This window comes from Agitococcus lubricus (assembly GCF_003051055.1).
GTDB lineage: Bacteria > Pseudomonadota > Gammaproteobacteria > Pseudomonadales > Moraxellaceae > Agitococcus > Agitococcus lubricus.
In genome coordinates this window covers 59,398-76,456 of record NZ_QAON01000007.1, presented here as the reverse complement: position 1 = coordinate 76,456, position 17,059 = coordinate 59,398, and the positions used below count along the sequence as shown (strand labels likewise).

Below are 17,059 nucleotides of genomic sequence, written 5' to 3'. Positions count from 1 at the left end.
CGCATAGTTTTGACAGTGGTTTTTAGTTTTTGAGACAATATGCGCCATAATGGCTCAGTTGTAGGACGATGAGTAATCATAAACGGCCAAACTGTCGGTTTGCATCGCAGAGATGGATGGCTGTTAATAAAATCTGCATAGCGCTCAGCACTGTCCATGCCATATTAAGAAGACGGCTTAGTTTTTGCTTATTAAAGCCATCAGCTAGCATCAATCTGAGTAAATTCTATTTTCTAAACTAGGGAGCATATTAATGCGCATTATTCTCTTAGGCCCACCCGGTGCAGGTAAAGGCACTCAGGCTCAAGTGATTACTCAACAATTCCAAATTCCGCAAATTTCGACGGGTGACATGTTACGTGCCGCTGTGAAAGCAGGGACAGAATTGGGTGTAGCGGCTAAAAAAATCATGGATGCGGGTGGTTTAGTCTCTGATGATATTATTATCGGTTTAGTCAAAGAGCGTTTAACTCAACCAGATTGTGTCAATGGCTGTTTATTTGACGGCTTTCCACGTACCATTCCCCAAGCACAAGCCCTCATTAGTGCAGGCGTTGCGATTGACTACGTGGTTGAAATTGCTGTCCCTGATGCAGAAATCGTCAGCCGTTTATCGGGGCGTCGTGTGCACCCAGCGTCGGGTCGTGTGTATCATATTGCCCATAATCCACCTAAAGTCGCTGATAAAGACGATGTCACAGGTGAAGACCTCGTACAGCGTGATGATGATAAAGAAGATACCATCAAAAAACGTCTACAAGTTTATCATGAGCAAACCGAACAGTTGGTCGGTTTTTACCAGCAATTAGCCGCAAGTGGAGACCAAACCGCGCCAAAATATGCAAAAATTGAAGGCGTAGGCTCAGTAGAAGCCATCAGTGCGAAAGTGACTTCTGTACTGAAGTAAACAGGCTAAAGTGAGACAAAAAAGGTCGTTTAACGGCCTTTTTTATTTTGTCCTAGAGACAAGTCCTTATTTTTGCTTAAAAATATCAATAATTATCAAAGTAAACGTATTTTATCGCCACACAGGTGGCTCACCTGCAAAATGTCAACAGACTGTATTATCTGTGAATAAGGGGTTACTTTATGTTAGGACAAAAAACACCGATCTTAGGCGTTGTTTTGGCAAATTTAGGTACACCAGACGAACCTACCCCACAGGCTGTTCGACGTTATTTACGTCAGTTTCTCAGTGACCGTCGCGTGATTGAAATTCCCCCTTTATTGTGGCAAATCATTCTTAATCTATTTATTTTACCCTTTAGACCCAAGCGTGTTGCCAAGTTGTATGCCAGTATTTGGCAACATCAAGGCGATTCGCCTATGCGTCACATATTAAAGCAGCAGGTTAGCGCCTTAGAACAGGCTCTAGCGGGTAGTTTGCCTGCGCGTATCAGTGTCAAAGCCGCCATGAGTTATGGTAATCCCAGCATTGCGTCTGCACTCAATGCGTTGCGCCAAGAAGGGGTAGACCATATTGTCGTCTTACCTTTATTTCCACAATTTTCAGCGACCTCAAGTGCGCCTGTGTATGATGCTGTTCAGCGTTGGTCTAGTCAGCAGCGTAATTTACCCACGTTAACCATTTTGAAAGATTATTTCGCCCATCCTGCGTACATTACAGCCTTAGCGAATAGTATTCGTCGCTACCGAGAGCAACACGGCAGTGCCGAAAAATTATTGATGTCTTTTCATGGTATTCCTCAGCCCTATGCTGACAAAGGCGACCCGTATCCACGCCGCTGCCGTTGTACGGCGGCACAAGTCGCCCAAGCCTTAGGCTTGACAGAAGACCAATGGGCGATTAGCTTTCAATCACGTTTTGGCAAACAAGAATGGGTTAAACCTTATACCGATGTGTTATTGAGTGAGTGGGCAAAGCAGGGGGTACAATCCGTACAGATAGTGTCACCCGCTTTTTCTGCGGATTGTTTAGAAACACTGGAAGAGTTAGCCGAAGAAAACAAAGCGCATTTTTTGCATGAAGGCGGTAAGGAATATGCCTATATTCCTGCCTTAAACGATAATCCTGAACATGTTGCATTATTAAAAGCCTTAGTTTTACCACATTTGCAGGCATTTTGGCAGACGATGCCTTATTATCATTAGTGGCATAAACATACCCTGACTGATATCCGCACAGAGGAAGTTCAGATGAATGATGATAATAAATACTCGTTAATGAACGATATTTCTGAGTCTTGGGAAGATTTAGAAAAACTGGTCAAACAAAAAGCAGAGCAAACTCTAAACCGTTTAGACGAGGCGCGTTTACGCCTAGATGACGCGATTGCTTCGGCTAAAGCCGCAGGTCACGAATCGGCAAGGGAAGCAGTCAAAGAAGCCAAAGAAGCCTTTAAGTTAGCCAAAAGTGACTGGATGCGCGTCAAAGTCGAAACCAGTATTGCCGATTTACGAGAACAAACCGAAAAACGTTTACAAGTCTTTGCGGAGTCCTTAGAAAAACGTCGAGAACAAGAAATCGAAAAAAATGTCGAAGCCTTACGTCGGCGTTTATTACAACGTGACGAAGACCGTATTGCTGCTAAACGTGTCAAAGAAGCAGGTAAGGTTGAGGCCAGTGTCGAAAAACTCTTAAATCGTTTGGAATCCATCGAGAAAAAAACCGAAGATTCTGTGCCCGCAGCAAGTATTGCGCTACAACTGGGTTTACAGGTGAGTAAACAAGTCGGTATGGGTAAATTGGCACGTCGTGCGGCACGGCAAGCCGATGAGTTGAGTGTCGAGGTTAATAAAACGCTACGCGAAGTTTTACCCCGTCATCAAACACAAAAAAAATGGGATACCCAATTTCCAGAAGATGAAGAACTGAGCTAAAGCCTTGCAATCAGGCATCTTGGCAAGGGCGAAGGTGCGAAATAACAGCTATTTGCGTGTTAGCTCAAGCGATTGATGTTATCAAACGCATGTGCATCGTCAATATACACAATCTGATGATTCCGCTCTAGTAACCATGAATATACCGCGCGTTGACCTTTGCTAATCGCAGTTTGTGCGGATAGATAGAGGTCTTTACGCGCTAAAAAACACAAAGATTGTAAATGCTCGCCATCGTGGGCAATCACCACTTGCGTATCTGTCTGCCGTGCATTGGCCAGACGTTGTGCAATGTCATGGGGTAGAGAGGGCATATCACACGCCACAACCAATACCCAATCGTGTTGGCATTGGGCTAAGCCGCTGGCAATGCCTGCTAATGGCCCCCAAAAATCGCTTTGTTGGTCACTGACGGTACGCCCATAATAGTGATAATGCGCATGGTTACGATTGCAACTAATGACGATATCTGTGCACCTAATACGACCAATAATATGCTCAACCAGCGGTTTACCTTGCCATAGCACGAGGCCTTTATCTTGCCCCTGCATACGGGTCGCTTTGCCACCTGCTAAAATCAATAATGAAAAATTTACGGGATTCATAGCCATATTTTCTATTAAGGAAGATTGCATCATAACGACAAGATGCGTATAAAGCGCATGCTTATTCCGAATTTGTGGTCATTATGCCTATTTTAGCCCTAGAAACCGCGACAGAGGCTTGTTCTGTAGCGATTATTTTAGACAATGGCGATGTGTTGAGTCGTTATGAGTTCTCGCCGCGTCTACAAACCCAATTATTGTTGCCAATGGTCGATGAGTTGTTGGCGCAAAGTCAATTACAACCATCACAGTTAACAGCGATTGCTTATAGTCGTGGGCCTGGTTCGTTTACAGGGGTACGAATAGCGGCGGCGGCAGCACAAGGCCTAGCCTTTGGTTGGGATATGCCTGTTTTGGCGATATCCAGTTTACAAACCTTGGCACAAACAGTGCACCGTTTGACTGGCCAAACAGCCGTTGTCAGCCTATTTGATGCGCGCATGAATGAGGTGTATATGGGCGCATATCAGTCTGTGCAAGGACTCATGCAGCCTGTTATTTCAGAACACGTATGTTCTCCACACCAATTACCCGCTTTAGCCATACAAGAGTGGTATGTGGCGGGCAGCGGTGCAATATATGATGAGCTCATTCAAGCACAAATCCCGCAAGCCAAGTTTGCGATAGAGCATCATCCCCATGCGTATGATTTGGCTGTATTGGCACAACACGCATGGCGGCAAGGCTTAGCACAAGCCCCTGAATTAGCCTTACCTGTCTATTTACGTGACAGTGTGTGGCAAAAATTGCCCAATAAATCCTAAGAGAGTACTAAATGGATATTATTTTATTATTAAAAGCGGTGTTAATGGGCTTAATTGAAGGGGCAACCGAGTTTTTGCCTGTTTCTAGTACAGGTCATTTAATTGTGACGGCCTCTCTGATTAACTTTTGGACACCCGAAAAACGTCATGTGTTTGAAGTTGCAATTCAATTAGGGGCAATTTTGGCGGTTTGTTATGAGTATCGTCAGCGTCTGATTAATGTGACACAAGGCTTATTTACGGGTCAGCAACAAGCATGGACCTTTGCTAGTAATATTTTAATTGCGTTTTTACCTGCAGCGATTATTGGCCTATTTGCCCGCGATTTCATTAAAGGCTATTTATTTAATCCTGTCTCGGTAGCAACAGCTTTGGTAGTGGGTGGCTTTGTCATTTTGTATGCCGAAAATCGTCAACACAAAATTACCGTCCCAGAAGTTGACGATATGAAGCCCTTAGACGCGTTAAAATTAGGTTTGGCTCAATGTTGTGCTTTAATTCCAGGTACATCACGTTCGGGCGCAACCATTATCGGGGGCTTGTTTTTTGGATTATCACGTAAAGCAGCGGCAGAGTTTTCTTTCTTTTTGGCGATTCCTACGATGGTGGCGGCTACGGTTTACGATGTCTATAAAAGCCGTGACGAATTTATTATGGCCGACTTTCCCGTATTTGCCGTAGGGTTTATGGCAGCCTTTGTTGCTGGTTTATTAGTCGTGCGTACCTTAGTCAAATATGTCGCTAACCACGATTTCAAAATATTTGCCTATTACCGAATTGTTTTTGGCTGCTTTATTTTGGCAACGGCGTGGTTTGGTTTGATTGACTGGTCACATTAATGTTTATTTTGTATTTAGCGGACTATCAATTACAAGCCGAAGAATTAGCCTCAATACTGGGTATTGAGGCTTTTTTATTGGCTAATACCGAACGTAAAACACTTTTGGCATGGCAAAGTCATGGCCAATTAGCCATTTTGTTGGCAGGACAGGTCGCCTTACAACCACTCAGCAAACCCTTACCTCATCCTGTCATGGTCGATTGGGGCAATAAAACCCTGTTGTGGCGTTTACAACACGGCGGAGGGCGAGGGGAGTTATTAGCCAAAGCCTGTGGTATTAAAAAAGAGTATCTGCCCAAGGTTATTGATGCAACGGCAGGTTTTGGCCGAGATAGTTTATTACTGGCTTCATTAGGTTGCCAAGTGACACTCGTTGAGCGTTCGCCGTTGGTGGCGGCTATGTTACGTGATGGTTGGCAACGTGCAGCATTAGAACCCTATTTAGCCCCCATCTTGCCGCGTATGGCGTTGCATCAGGGTAACGCCACGACGTTTTTACAACACTTGTCGCCCCTAGATTATCCCGATGTGGTGTATTTAGACCCCATGTTTCCTGACCGACATAACAGTGCCAAAGTGAAACAAGATATGCAAAGTTTTCATTTGGCGGTAGGGGCAGACGATGATGCCGATACTCTATTAGTGCCCGCATTAGCCGTTGCTCGTAAAAGGGTCGTGGTTAAACGGCCGCGCCATGCCACACCTTTAGCAGGGCAAATACCTTCCTTGGTCTATGAGGGCGAGAGTAGCCGTTTTGATGTGTATGTGCTTAGTTAGCGGCTCTAATGGTGTGAGGCACAATAAAGGTGTCATTCAGTAAGCCTGTTTGAATGGTTAAATTATAGTATTGACCTTGCTTTAGAATGAAGTTTTCAGCTAATGCATCTTTATTAATGCGTGTTGTTAAAATGGCGTTTTCAAGTAGGAGTGTTTTTTGTATAGCAGCAGACAGTTGCCAATCCTGATAATTACCCTCCGTTTGCTTTAATGCTAGTCGGATATTTTGTGTCGATGATAAGGGATAATGTTCATTGTAAAGGTAAACTAAGTTAGTCAAAAGCGTTGTAAGATTTATTGCAATAAGTGGTGAAAAAATAAAAAGTAGCTTCGATGCTTTATTATTTTTAATCATTATATGGCAAACATAGCTGATAGGAATAATGAGTAAAACACCTAAGTTAAACATCAAGTCTGATGATGATTGATGGCTAGTTGTGAGTATCTGATTTTCAATAATTTCTGCAACACCATATATAATAAAAGTACAATACATGAGCATGACAAGACTAGCGGTTTCTCCTTCGCGTTGCGGACATTTTATCTGATGTTGAATATAGCGAAGTAGCATTTCTTTATCTGTTTCGGAATAATATTTCATATTGATTTCATAGATTTTTCCATGATGTGTTGATAATGTGATTTGATATTTTTTGTCTTTATACTTTAGTATGTTAATACTATGAATATCGCTAAGTTGAACGACTCTAGTCGGTATCTTACCAATAATAGGGCCAAACGTGATGTTTTTTTCAGTGATTGTTATGTTTATGATATGTGTATTAATAGTATAGAAAAATAATACAAATACTAAACTGCCAATGATAACACTAATGAAAAATTCGCTTGCATAATAGCTAATAAATAATAGTGGCGATAATACAAAAAACAATAAAGGAATAATTGATAATAAGGCACTAGATATTTTAGGCTGTATCGTTTGATGTATTGCTACTGTACTGTTGTCAGGCATTAAATAAATCCTATCATCATTGATTAGGTGTTTTCAATGACCCGATTACGTCCCTCTGTTTTGGCACGATATAAGGCATCGTCTGCTTTTTTAATCAGTACATCAACTGTTTCCGTACGGTTTGCTAAGTGTACGCAACAACCAAAACTGGCACTGATATGAAAGAGTTGACCATTGTCATTCAACATATCCACACTGGCAAGGCCATGACGACAACGCTCTAAGCGCATATGCATGTCTGAGGCCTGCGTGTTAGGCATGATAATCATAAACTCTTCGCCACCAAAACGACCAATCGCATCTTCAGTACGCAGATTTTCTTTGAGTACACGTGCCGCTTCTTGGAGTACGCGGTCACCTGTTGCATGTCCCCATGTGTCATTTATTTTTTTGAAATAATCAAGGTCTAATAAAGCGATAGCCAGCGGGGTATGTAAGCGTGTGCCTAAATGAAGCTCTTTCTCTAAGCGCTCAATAATACTGCGTCGGTTAGGAATACGTGTCAGTGCATCGGTGAGATTAATAGTACGAATTTGCTCTTCACGCTCTCGCCAACGTCCGAGTATTTGGTCGGTAGTCACCAATACAATTAACAAACTGGGTAAGTAAAACAAATAATTACTATACACCCAAAATTCTGAATAAATTTGATATTTACCTGCTGTTCCTGCTAATAACGGTGCATAAGGCAGTATGTTTAATGCGCAAGCATAAGCGAGTACAAGAATAATGGCTAAGGCACTCAACCAAATCCCTAATACCAGTTGTCTGGGGAATAAAATGAGTCCTAATAACGGTGCGCTAGTAAAAATTACACCTGTTGGTAAATAAAGTATGCCCAACACATAACCTAAAGCGAGCAAAGAGAGAGAAAAAAATTGTAAACTCAAGTGTTGAAACCAATAAGCATTGGGCTGGCAACGACGTAATAATAATGCCGTGATGAGTAGGACATGGGCAATCACAAGCACTATTTTGAGTGCCGTCACTATATAAGGTGTGAGTGCGGTATTGAGTAAGAGGGCAGTCTGTGCATCACTTAAACTACTGCTCAGCCATGCCAAGCCGCCCCATAAAATATGGATTAACAAACCCATGACTAAGGCAATTTTGGCCGCAGGACTCCACTCGCGAATACTCCCAATGCGTCGTCGCCAGCCTTCAAAATGTTGCCACCACGGTTTGCCTTCTGGTGTGGGTATACTGTGTGTACTCACGGCAGACAGACGTTTGAGTTGGCCGTGCCATTCTTCATTATTGGCGGTTACAATATCGGCAGCAAGTGGGGCATCAGCAGCAGTATGAGCCGCGAGTACAACCCGATTTCGACCGTCTGCTTTGGCCTGATATAACGCCGCGTCTGCTGCTCGAATCAACGATTCACTAGAAACCCGCGAAGCACCTTCGCTAGTGGCAATGCCAAAACTAGCACTTACAGGCACTTTATCACCTTGAGGCGTATAAATATTCAGTGCTTGTAGTGCTAAACGACAGCGTTCTGCTAATTGAAAAGCCCCTTCTCGACCTGTATTGGGTAAGAGTAAAATAAACTCTTCACCGCCAAAACGGCCAATTTCGTTACTCTGACGCATACCTAGCTTCAGTGTTTTTGCGGCTTCAACTAAGACTAAATCGCCAATAGGATGTCCCCAGTTATCATTGATTTTTTTGAAATAGTCGAGGTCAAGCATAATGACCGCAATCGGGGTATTTAACTGACGACTACGGGCAATTTCGGTATTTAATAAATCCAAAATACTACGTCGATTGTGTATGTTGGTCAGGGCATCGGTCAGACTTTGATGTAAGACATGCTCTTCGCGGCGATGCCATTGGTCTAATACCAACAAGCACAGCACGATATTGGCAATGATATGAGGCGTAGCAATAAATAATTGGCTATGTGTCCAAAGTAAGGCGCTGTTGACATCAGATGGCTCATATAACAAAGGGGCATAAGATAAATAGCCCTCTGTTGTGGCGATGTTAATCCCAAAAATAGTAAAAAATGCTGTACTGGTTGCAATCCACATCACCCGTCGTGGTAAGAGTAAAAAGCCAATCAACGGAGCACCCGTCATCACAATACCCACAACAAACGTGAGAGAACCAACTAAATAGCCGCCCCATACTTGTGATAATGCGTAAAATAAAGCGCAAAGATATAGAAAGGCTGGACTATCTATATGACGTTGATGGAGATATAAACCTAAACCCGTGAGAGCGGCTGAGCAAACGACAATAAAACCAGCGATGGGTAAAATGGCTAGAATCGCCATATCATTAAAGGTACGACCAGCCCCATCAATATGAATGCCTACCATCATCCATAACATATAATATAAATACAAAATACCAACCAGTGCCGCAGGAATACAGGCACGTTCGACATTGCTCCAGTCTTGTAAAATAGTGAGTCGACGCCAAAGGCTTTGAGTCAGGGTAAACATACAATGCGATACCCGTTAATTTATTGTTATAAAATCAAAATATGCCATCTACTGCATGGAATCACAATAAAAAAACGCTCAAATGCGGCTTGTGACCGACTAACGAAGATGGCGAGTGTACTATTTAGTGATGAGAAGGGACTGGAGGAAACCAGTCACGCGGGGCGTTTTGCTCACATTTTTTACAATCTAATAAATGGCCAAGCATAGATTGACGACCTTGGGGGGTGATTACCCAAGGCCGTTCTGTCCACGGTGGATTATGTCGCGTATGCTGGTGATGGCCACAGGCTAATTGAGCGACCCAATGTTGTTCATTATCTTGATGAAAGCCAATAATCGCTTGTTTCATGATCATTACCATACCCAAGATAGAGCAATTTTTTGCTCAGAGGACGGTAAATCGGGTGTTTCTGTTTGATATTGGCTATGCGCTATCAATAATTGCAGTTGTTCATGTACTTGCGTGTTTAGTTGTAGACGCCAATACGATGGGTCTGGTGCATTGCGATAAGGGGCACTTTGGTCGTTATAAAATAGGCCGATAGTGCTGTATTCCGCTAGCGGATGTTGCAGACCCACTCCCCAAAAATACATACTCGCTTCGGTATTGAGAGAAGCTGCTTGTGTGCTATGAATTGTGCTATAGCCGATATGCGCTTGCCAGCGCCATGCTTGTTGTTGGTATTGCCATACACTTTGTAGGCTTAAGTCCTGACTGCCTGTCCCTAAGCCTATGGCAAAGTCACCGTTATCATGTTTGTAATCGAGAGACCACAGACTATTCACTTGCTCATGATGTATCAAACGATAGCTTAAACCAACAGCGATATCGCCCATCCCTTCGCTATCAAGTTCGCTATAGACAATTTTCGTTTTGTTCAAACGAGGCAGTAGGCGCACTAAACGCCCATTACGATTAATGATGTCGCTCGACGTATAATGATGATATTCATAGGCCAGTTCGGCATAAAGTTGCCAGTCTCGCCACATTAACCAAGGTTGAAGAGCAATCTTAAGGCTTTGATGGTCTCCTTGGCTAAATTGTTGTTGATGATATTGGCTACTCCAGTCGATACCTGCCAATCCATCGTCTTGGCCATAAACCAAAGAGCTGCTTAAACCGAGAGTGAATAGCCAAATACGCATAGCATTGTTGCCTAGTGTTGTAATCGTATAGAGCGTTGCTGTAAAAACTCGCGACGTAATTGTCGACGTTCAGCAGGGCTGGCGTTTTTAAGCCGCTCGCGTATAGCCGCTTTGTCCTCGTCGGATAAGGTTTGCCAGCGTTCACGTAGTGCCGCTTTTTGCTCAGGCGCTAACTGGCTAAACCATTGCCATTTGCGTTTGATATTGGCTTGCTGCTCGGGTGGTAGCTGCTTGAACTCTTCATAACGCGCAAGCAGTTTTTGCCGTTGTTCGGGTGACAAGGCTTGCCAACGTTCAAAGCGTTGTTTGGCTTCGGCACGTGCTTCGGGACTCAGTTGTTGCCAATGCTGAATACGGTCGGCAATCATTTTTTGTCGCTCGGGTGGGATTTGCGACCATGAATCTTTAAGCTGAATCAAGAGTTGTTGACTCTCAGGTGGCAGTTGTTGCCATTCAATGCCTTGATTAGCCCAACTCTGGCTACTGAGCCACATAAGCGCAAATAAAGCGTAACGGCGTATCATGGCTTTAGCTCCTGTGTATTCGTTGAGCGTATCGTTTGTTGCACTGTTTTGGTCGGGTGTGTCTCTGGTTTTGGATTGGTTTGCTGCTGTATCAGGGCATAATCATTCGCGTCAAAGAGTTCCTTATTGTCAGCAAATTGCACTAAATACTCGACAAATTCAGGACTCAGGCTCTCAGCAGCATAATTCAGAGGGCTAATTAACAGTAAGCACCAACCATAATTAGCGGCTCTCATAGTCTTCTCCTAGCACGATGACCATCTCCATATCCTCCAAAAACTCTGGGTCGACACTAGGACTTAACATCGTGCTTGCCTGCGTGATAGGCGTTTGACTAAGTGCAGTAGACATTACTTGTGGGTTCAATAACGGCTGCAAGAGAATCACGGCTAGTCCCATTGCCAAACTGAGTCCACCAAACCACCATAAACGCGGCGAACGTCCTGTCTGAGCGAGGCGTTGTTGTCGTGTTTGACGGGCATGTCTAGCCAGTTCATGCAGTTGCTGCTCAAATTCAATAGACGTTTGTTGGCTTTGTTGGTCTAAGTTGTCTCGGATATGGGCTAACCAACGTTCATTTGTCAGTGGGTCACTCATGATGGCATTCTCTAAACAGGATTATCTTGGCTAAGGGCATGACGTAAACTCTGAATAGCTCGGCTGTAATGCGTTTTGACACTGCTTTCACTGCAAGCCATGACCTGTGCGGTGGTTTGAATATCCAAACCTTCCCAAACACGTAATAAAAAGGCTTGTTGTTGACGTAGTGGTAAACTCGCTAAGGTTTTATCAACCAATGCGATATCTTTTGCATTAGCGAGTAAGTGAGCGGGGTCATCATTAGTAGTGTTACTAATGGTATGCCATTCGTCTATGGTTTCGTCGTCGTCCGTGTTTGACCACGATAGCCACGTGAGCCATTTGCCACGTCGGGCTTGTTGCCGTTTCCAGTCCATAATTTGGCTGCGTAAAATGGTATAAAATAACGGCGTCCATTCTGGGTTAGGTCGGTCTGCATAACGGCTGATAAATGCAAGTAGGCTATCTTGTACGATGTCTTGGGCAATGTCAGCCTGTTGAGTCGCCAGTTTGGCCATCACCAGCCCGCGACGACCCATATCTTTTAACCAGTCATCAATAGGCATGGGATAGGGACGTGGTGGCATATTCGTCGTTGTGTTTGTCAAGTCAGGCACACAATACGCAAGTGTGTCTTGTGGTGCAAGTGCCAGTATCATGAGACAAGACTCCTGTAATCCTTCAGTATTATCGTAGAACTTAGGCCGTTAAAGTGTATGCGTTTGGCGTTCAATCGCGGTTACTGCTTTGGGCGATGTCGTATGCACCAATTTCAATAACATGCCTAAGTCCTTAGCTATACCCAGTACGGTGAAGCAGACCTTCGTCACCGAAATAGGGAATATCTTAATTAGCTACTCGGCCAATGGTGGAGTCACGGTATTCCATTGATGAGTGCTGGTATGTCCTGTCGTTTGTCCATTGATATGGGTGTTGTTCACGGTACTGGTAGCGGTCTGATTTTCTTTATCGACGGTGACTTGACGTTGATGACGATAGCTTTTGCCCTTAAATGTGGTGCCTGTTTTGGTTCGCGTATGTGTGCCTGTACTAGGGTCATTAACCACGGTTAAGTCTTGCGTTGCGGTTTGGCCTGCGCTATTGGTCAGTGTTGAATGTCGATTAAAGCCATTTTCGCTGGTAGTTTGTACGGTTTCACGCGTGATTTGTTCGCCATTAGCGAGTGTTCGGGTAGCACTTTCACTAAAGTTTTGGCGTTGATGTGGTTTGCCTTCACCGTGTAAACGGTGTTTTATGCCTAATTGACCCGCCTGTACATTGAGGCTTAAGCTGGCGAGTAACACGATAAGTACACTATTTTTCATGACTGTTCTCCATGATGGTGGCATGACCTGCGTTGATTGTGCAGAGCTGTTATCTCAATAAACGTCTGAGCAGTGAAAAAGTTGACAGTAATCGTTAAAATAAAGCCTAAAAATTGATTAGCGGCTTTTGGTGTTGTCATGACGGTTCATGCCTAAAACAGCAACAGCACTTAGAGTGTTACAAACGCGAAGACCTGACCTGTCAACAGCGCTTTATATGAGTATCTATGTTAAACATTGTGTTATTTAGACCAGAAATTGCAGGCAATACGGGCAATATCATCCGTTTATGTGCCAATACAGGGGCACAATTACATTTAATTAAACCGCTGGGTTTTGAGTTGGAAGATAGCAAGCTCAGACGGGCAGGGTTGGATTATCATGAATGGGCATCTGTGCAAGTGCATGATTCATGGACAGCCTGCCTAAATCATGTTCAGCCAACACGTATTTTTGCATTTAGTGCGAGAGCGACACAAAATGCGTATCAAATACACTATCAGGCCAGCGATCTGTTGTTGTTTGGTTGTGAAAGTACAGGGTTAACGCCCGAAATCAGTCAAGAATTGGGTTTGAGTGCCGAGCAATTTGTAAAGTTACCCATGAAAGCAGGGCGTAGCTTGAACTTATCGAATGCAGTAGCGGTGACAGTCTATGAGGCGTGGCGACAAATGGCCTTTAATGGGGCAGAGGGCTAAGGCAGCGTGTGCTGCCTTAGTCGGTCTTATCACAAGACTTATTGAATGGTCGCAGCACTGGCAGCGGCTTGCTCTTGTTGACGTTGTGCTTGGGCTTGAGCAAATAAAGAGTCAAAATTCACGGGAGCTAATAACAATTGTGGGAAGCTACCACGATTGACCACATCATTAACGGCTTCACGTACATACGGGAATAAAATGCTGGGACAATAAGCGCCTACGAGTTGTGCTAATTGTTCATCAGGCACGCCAGCAATCAAGAAAATACCTGCTTGTTTGACTTCGGCAACAAAGGCAGTTGCCCCTGCATTGGTTGCTGTCACAGTGACTGTCACGGCAACTTCATAGTGGGTTTCGTCTAAACGTGTAGTTTCAGTGTTTAACTGAACATTCATTTCAGGCTTCCAGTCATTAAGAAATACTTTGGAGCTAGGTACTTCAAAGGATAAATCTTTGACAAATAAACGTTCTAAGCCAAATTGTCCGCCTTGGTTCTGATTGTCGCTCATGTTTTTTTCCTAACAAAGTTTATTTTATTGGGCAAGTAAAGGGTCTAACGCGCCTTGCCGCTCTAACGCGTATAAATCATCACAACCACCAATGTGTTGCTCATTAATAAAAATTTGAGGCACAGTGCGTTGACGTGTACGCTCTATTAATTGTTGACGTAGGTTTTGGTCACGGCTGACATCTATTTCTTCGTAGTTGACCCCTTTGCGTTGAAATAAGTGCTTAGCACGTACGCAGTAAGGGCAAATGGGGGTGGTATAAATCACGATTTTAGCCATCAGCACATCTCCAACTCAATAACAAGAGAGCTTATTTTTTCACTAGGGGCAGTGACAACGCTTTCCAATTGGTAATGCCACCTTCTAATTTATAGACGTCCATTACTCCTTGGCTTTTTAATTGTTTAGCCGCAGCACCCGCTACTTGACCTAATTGGCAAACAAAAATAATGGGACGGTCTTTGGGGAAGGTCTGATTTTTGTCGCTGATTTTGGCGTAAGGGATATTTTGACTGCCTGTAATGTGTCCTTGCTTAAATTCATTGGGGTCACGTAGGTCAATAACAAGGGCTTTTTGTTTATTTACCATCTGTGTCAGCAGTTGTGCGCTGACTTTACGACCACCGCGCTGTATTTCGACAATAAAATAGGCCGTGATGAGGCCAAAAAAGGCACTGGCTAAGATATAGTGATTGACAAAAAACTCAACAAAACGTTCCATAACGCAATCTCAAAAAACAGGACGATAAGTGCCAAAAAGCGCCGCAGTATAACGTGCGTTGCGCTGACTCTCTAGCTGGTTTTACTTTCTGCCAACAAACGGTGCAGGCTTTCTAAGCGTCTAGCCATAATTTTACCTTCGGCAACCGCTGTTTTTAAGGCACAGTCGGGTTCACTTTGGTGCTGGCAGTTACGAAAGCGGCAGTTGCCCAATAAGGGCTGTAACTCTCTAAACCCGTGTTGAATTTGCTGCTCATCTAAATGCCATAAACCAAACTCACGAATACCCGGTGAATCAATAAGACAACCGCCTTGGGTCAAATGAAATAAACGTGTTGTGGTCGTGGTATGCTGACCTAGTTGTGAGTTGTCGGAAATGATATTCACTTTTTGCATGGCTTCGGGTAACAGCGCATTGATTAAAGAGCTTTTACCCACACCCGATTGTCCTACAAATACGACGTTATGATGGCCAATATAGCGCGTCAGTTCGCTTAAATCGCCAAAGCATGACACTTCAATCGAGTCATAACCCAAAATACGGTATTCGGCTAATAACTGGCGTAAAGAGTCGGCACTGTCGGTAGTGAGTAAATCGGCCTTATTAAGCACCAATAAGGGGGTAATACCCACGGTCTCACAAGCGACTAAATAACGGTCTATTAGACTGGCGGAAGGGGTGGGTAAGGGGGCAATAACAATTAATATGAGCGATATATTGGCCGCGACAGGTTTAATTTTTTGGTAGGGGTCTGGCCGTGTGAGCAGCGATTGGCGCGGTAATAATGCGCTGACAATGCCGATTTTGTTGGTTTCGTCAGCTTGCCAGACAACAAAATCGCCTGTTACTAAAGCCTCTAAATTACTACGCAGATAACAACGCCATGTCTGCCCGTGATGTTCGCCATCTATGCCTTGTACTTCCAGTTGTTTGCCGTAGTGAGCAATCACCAAGCCTTTTTCGGGCGGACTCAGGTGACTTTCATCAATGGGAGTTTGATGAATATGCGCAATACGTTTATGGTGCTGATGTTGTATACGTTTGCTCTGTTGTTGGCTTAAATGACGTTTACTCATAAATTCTCTAGTCGTGCCTTATCAAAGTCACAGCGTAAATAAGGCTGCTATGATATAGTTGTGACGCATACATTTCATCGACATTTGCGTGTTTTAGCCATAAAAATCCTCTGAAAGGGCTATCTGTACACGCGGCATCGTGCATAAACTCTCCTAGACCACTGTAGGAATTGTCTCCATGGCGATTAACAAAGAAACAAACTTAATTTGGATTGACTTAGAAATGACGGGGCTAAATCCCGATACTGACCGAATCATTGAAATTGCGACCATTATTACTGATGCAAATTTGAATATCTTGGCCGAAGGACCGATGATGGCGATTCACCAAAAAGATACTGTATTAAATGCAATGGATGAATGGAATACTCGTCAGCATGGCCAATCGGGTTTAACGGAGCGTGTACGTCGTAGCACCATTACTGAAGCCGACGCCGAAGCACAAACCATTGAATTTTTGAGTCGTTTTGTCGACCCGAAAAAATCGCCTATGTGTGGTAATTCTATTTGCCAAGACCGACGCTTTTTATACCGTACGATGCCGAAGTTAGAAGCCTTTTTCCACTATCGTAATTTAGATGTCAGCACGGTTAAAGAGTTGGCGCGTCGTTGGCGGCCAGAAATCATGTCTGGTTTTAGCAAAGAAAGCTCCCATTTGGCTTTAAATGATATTCGTGATTCTATCTCCGAACTACGTTATTACCGTGAGTATTTTTTTAGACTCAATTAAATGGAATAGCCGATGGAAAATAACTATTTAGGCTTTGCCGAGCGTGTGGCTGCAGCACTGATTGATTTATTTTTACAATCCTTGGTCTTGTTACCCATTGTGCTGACTTTTTTTCCGGATTTGCTAGAGCAAAAAACGCCCAATCAAAATTTTCAGTGGGTTGCGGCGGCAGTACAAACTGCGATGTTAGTAGGTTTTTGGCTATATAACCAAAGCACCCCTGGCAAGATGTTGTTTAAGGCAAAAATTGTTGATGCTACGACAGGGCAAGCACCGAGTACACAACAATTATTATTGCGTTATTTGGGCTATATCTTGTCGAGTATGGCACTGGGCGTAGGTTTTATTTGGGCGGCATTTGATGCACGTCATCAAGGCTGGCACGATAAATTAGGTAATACGGTAGTGATTAAAGGAAATATCAAACCTGCAACCCATAAAGATAGTATGTTGGCTTAAGTCTAGTGCAGGGGAGTGCCTATTCATCTCCCCCAACA

The 17,059-nt window shown here is 43.7% G+C and carries 23 protein-coding genes; 9 read left to right on the top strand and 14 right to left on the bottom strand.

Features of this window, described 5'->3' with window-relative positions; genetic code table 11:
- Positions 1–253 precede the first annotated feature (253 nt).
- The 3 genes from adk (at position 254) to C8N29_RS08715 (ending at position 2,841) form a co-directional block, all read left to right on the top strand.
- Positions 254–907: an adenylate kinase gene (gene adk / locus C8N29_RS08725; protein WP_107865675.1), complete on the top strand. Its 654-nt coding sequence runs from the start codon at positions 254–256 to the stop codon at positions 905–907.
- Positions 908–1,089: 182 nt separating this feature from the next.
- Positions 1,090–2,112 carry a ferrochelatase gene (hemH, locus tag C8N29_RS08720; RefSeq protein WP_107865674.1) on the top strand — a complete coding sequence of 341 codons (1,023 nt, stop codon included), beginning with the start codon at positions 1,090–1,092 and terminating at the stop codon, positions 2,110–2,112.
- Between the two features lie 45 nt (positions 2,113–2,157).
- Entirely contained in the window at positions 2,158–2,841 is a 684-nt protein-coding gene (locus tag C8N29_RS08715; RefSeq protein ID WP_107865673.1) for a hypothetical protein, read from the top strand.
- Between the two features lie 59 nt (positions 2,842–2,900).
- Here C8N29_RS08715 and mobA read toward each other — a convergent pair whose 3' ends face one another.
- Positions 2,901–3,446 (bottom strand): molybdenum cofactor guanylyltransferase MobA, encoded by a 546-nt coding sequence (mobA, locus tag C8N29_RS08710; protein ID WP_170106937.1) that lies wholly within the window; start codon positions 3,444–3,446, stop codon positions 2,901–2,903.
- 83 nt (positions 3,447–3,529) lie between these two features.
- Between mobA and tsaB the strand changes: the two genes are divergently transcribed.
- Genes tsaB through C8N29_RS08695 form a run of 3 tightly spaced genes read left to right on the top strand, consistent with a single transcriptional unit; the run spans position 3,530 to position 5,828 of the window.
- On the top strand, positions 3,530–4,210 hold the full coding sequence (gene tsaB / locus C8N29_RS08705) for a tRNA (adenosine(37)-N6)-threonylcarbamoyltransferase complex dimerization subunit type 1 TsaB (protein WP_239987026.1): 681 nt from the start codon (positions 3,530–3,532) through the stop codon (positions 4,208–4,210).
- An 11-nt stretch (positions 4,211–4,221) separates the two neighbouring features.
- Positions 4,222–5,049 carry an undecaprenyl-diphosphate phosphatase gene (locus tag C8N29_RS08700; protein WP_107865671.1) on the top strand — a complete coding sequence of 276 codons (828 nt, stop codon included), beginning with the start codon at positions 4,222–4,224 and terminating at the stop codon, positions 5,047–5,049.
- Positions 5,049–5,828, top strand: a complete 780-nt coding sequence (locus tag C8N29_RS08695; RefSeq protein WP_107865670.1) for a class I SAM-dependent methyltransferase — start codon at positions 5,049–5,051, stop codon at positions 5,826–5,828. Before C8N29_RS08700 ends, C8N29_RS08695 begins: the two co-directional genes overlap by 1 nt.
- Here C8N29_RS08695 and C8N29_RS08690 read toward each other — a convergent pair.
- The 9 genes from C8N29_RS08690 to C8N29_RS08650 all read right to left on the bottom strand — a co-directional run bounded on the left by C8N29_RS08690 (position 5,821) and on the right by C8N29_RS08650 (position 12,828).
- Complete coding sequence (locus C8N29_RS08690) at positions 5,821–6,801, bottom strand: hypothetical protein (protein WP_107865669.1); 981 nt, start codon at positions 6,799–6,801, stop codon at positions 5,821–5,823. The genes C8N29_RS08695 and C8N29_RS08690 overlap by 8 nt on opposite strands.
- Before the next feature lie 23 nt (positions 6,802–6,824).
- Positions 6,825–9,251: a GGDEF domain-containing protein gene (locus C8N29_RS08685; protein WP_107865668.1), complete on the bottom strand. Its 2,427-nt coding sequence runs from the start codon at positions 9,249–9,251 to the stop codon at positions 6,825–6,827.
- A 124-nt stretch (positions 9,252–9,375) separates the two neighbouring features.
- Positions 9,376–9,603 carry a DUF3565 domain-containing protein gene (locus tag C8N29_RS08680; RefSeq protein WP_107865760.1) on the bottom strand — a complete coding sequence of 76 codons (228 nt, stop codon included), beginning with the start codon at positions 9,601–9,603 and terminating at the stop codon, positions 9,376–9,378.
- Between the two features lie 5 nt (positions 9,604–9,608).
- The gene (locus tag C8N29_RS08675) at positions 9,609–10,400 is read right to left on the bottom strand and encodes a hypothetical protein (RefSeq protein ID WP_107865667.1); all 792 of its coding nucleotides are present in this window, start codon (positions 10,398–10,400) and stop codon (positions 9,609–9,611) included.
- A gap of 11 nt (positions 10,401–10,411) precedes the next feature.
- Positions 10,412–10,924, bottom strand: a complete 513-nt coding sequence (locus tag C8N29_RS08670; protein ID WP_107865666.1) for a DUF3106 domain-containing protein — start codon at positions 10,922–10,924, stop codon at positions 10,412–10,414.
- On the bottom strand, positions 10,921–11,160 hold the full coding sequence (locus C8N29_RS08665; RefSeq protein ID WP_107865665.1) for a hypothetical protein: 240 nt from the start codon (positions 11,158–11,160) through the stop codon (positions 10,921–10,923). Before C8N29_RS08665 ends, C8N29_RS08670 begins: the two co-directional genes overlap by 4 nt.
- On the bottom strand, positions 11,147–11,521 hold the full coding sequence (locus C8N29_RS08660; RefSeq protein WP_107865664.1) for a hypothetical protein: 375 nt from the start codon (positions 11,519–11,521) through the stop codon (positions 11,147–11,149). The genes C8N29_RS08665 and C8N29_RS08660 overlap by 14 nt, the downstream gene beginning before the upstream one ends.
- Before the next feature lie 11 nt (positions 11,522–11,532).
- Positions 11,533–12,162, bottom strand: coding sequence for an RNA polymerase sigma factor (locus C8N29_RS08655; protein WP_107865663.1), 630 nt, complete (start codon positions 12,160–12,162; stop codon positions 11,533–11,535).
- Between the two features lie 195 nt (positions 12,163–12,357).
- On the bottom strand, positions 12,358–12,828 hold the full coding sequence (locus tag C8N29_RS08650; protein ID WP_107865662.1) for a hypothetical protein: 471 nt from the start codon (positions 12,826–12,828) through the stop codon (positions 12,358–12,360).
- Positions 12,829–13,055: 227 nt separating this feature from the next.
- On the opposite strand from C8N29_RS08650, the gene C8N29_RS08645 reads away from it, so the two are divergent.
- Positions 13,056–13,526, top strand: coding sequence for a tRNA (cytidine(34)-2'-O)-methyltransferase (locus C8N29_RS08645; RefSeq protein ID WP_107865661.1), 471 nt, complete (start codon positions 13,056–13,058; stop codon positions 13,524–13,526).
- A gap of 38 nt (positions 13,527–13,564) precedes the next feature.
- Here the strand turns inward: C8N29_RS08645 and secB are convergent, their stop codons facing one another.
- The 4 genes from secB to rsgA form a co-directional block, all read right to left on the bottom strand.
- Positions 13,565–14,035 (bottom strand): protein-export chaperone SecB, encoded by a 471-nt coding sequence (gene secB, locus C8N29_RS08640; protein WP_107865660.1) that lies wholly within the window; start codon positions 14,033–14,035, stop codon positions 13,565–13,567.
- 24 nt (positions 14,036–14,059) lie between these two features.
- Positions 14,060–14,314, bottom strand: a complete 255-nt coding sequence (gene grxC / locus C8N29_RS08635; protein ID WP_107865659.1) for a glutaredoxin 3 — start codon at positions 14,312–14,314, stop codon at positions 14,060–14,062.
- Between the two features lie 31 nt (positions 14,315–14,345).
- The gene (locus C8N29_RS08630; RefSeq protein ID WP_107865658.1) at positions 14,346–14,756 is read right to left on the bottom strand and encodes a rhodanese-like domain-containing protein; all 411 of its coding nucleotides are present in this window, start codon (positions 14,754–14,756) and stop codon (positions 14,346–14,348) included.
- A gap of 71 nt (positions 14,757–14,827) precedes the next feature.
- On the bottom strand, positions 14,828–15,832 hold the full coding sequence (rsgA, locus tag C8N29_RS08625; protein WP_107865657.1) for a small ribosomal subunit biogenesis GTPase RsgA: 1,005 nt from the start codon (positions 15,830–15,832) through the stop codon (positions 14,828–14,830).
- 178 nt (positions 15,833–16,010) lie between these two features.
- On the opposite strand from rsgA, the gene orn reads away from it, so the two are divergent.
- Both orn and C8N29_RS08615 read left to right on the top strand, forming a co-directional pair.
- Positions 16,011–16,562: an oligoribonuclease gene (orn, locus tag C8N29_RS08620; RefSeq protein ID WP_107865656.1), complete on the top strand. Its 552-nt coding sequence runs from the start codon at positions 16,011–16,013 to the stop codon at positions 16,560–16,562.
- Between the two features lie 12 nt (positions 16,563–16,574).
- On the top strand, positions 16,575–17,021 hold the full coding sequence (locus C8N29_RS08615; protein ID WP_107865655.1) for an RDD family protein: 447 nt from the start codon (positions 16,575–16,577) through the stop codon (positions 17,019–17,021).
- Positions 17,022–17,059 lie beyond the last annotated feature (38 nt).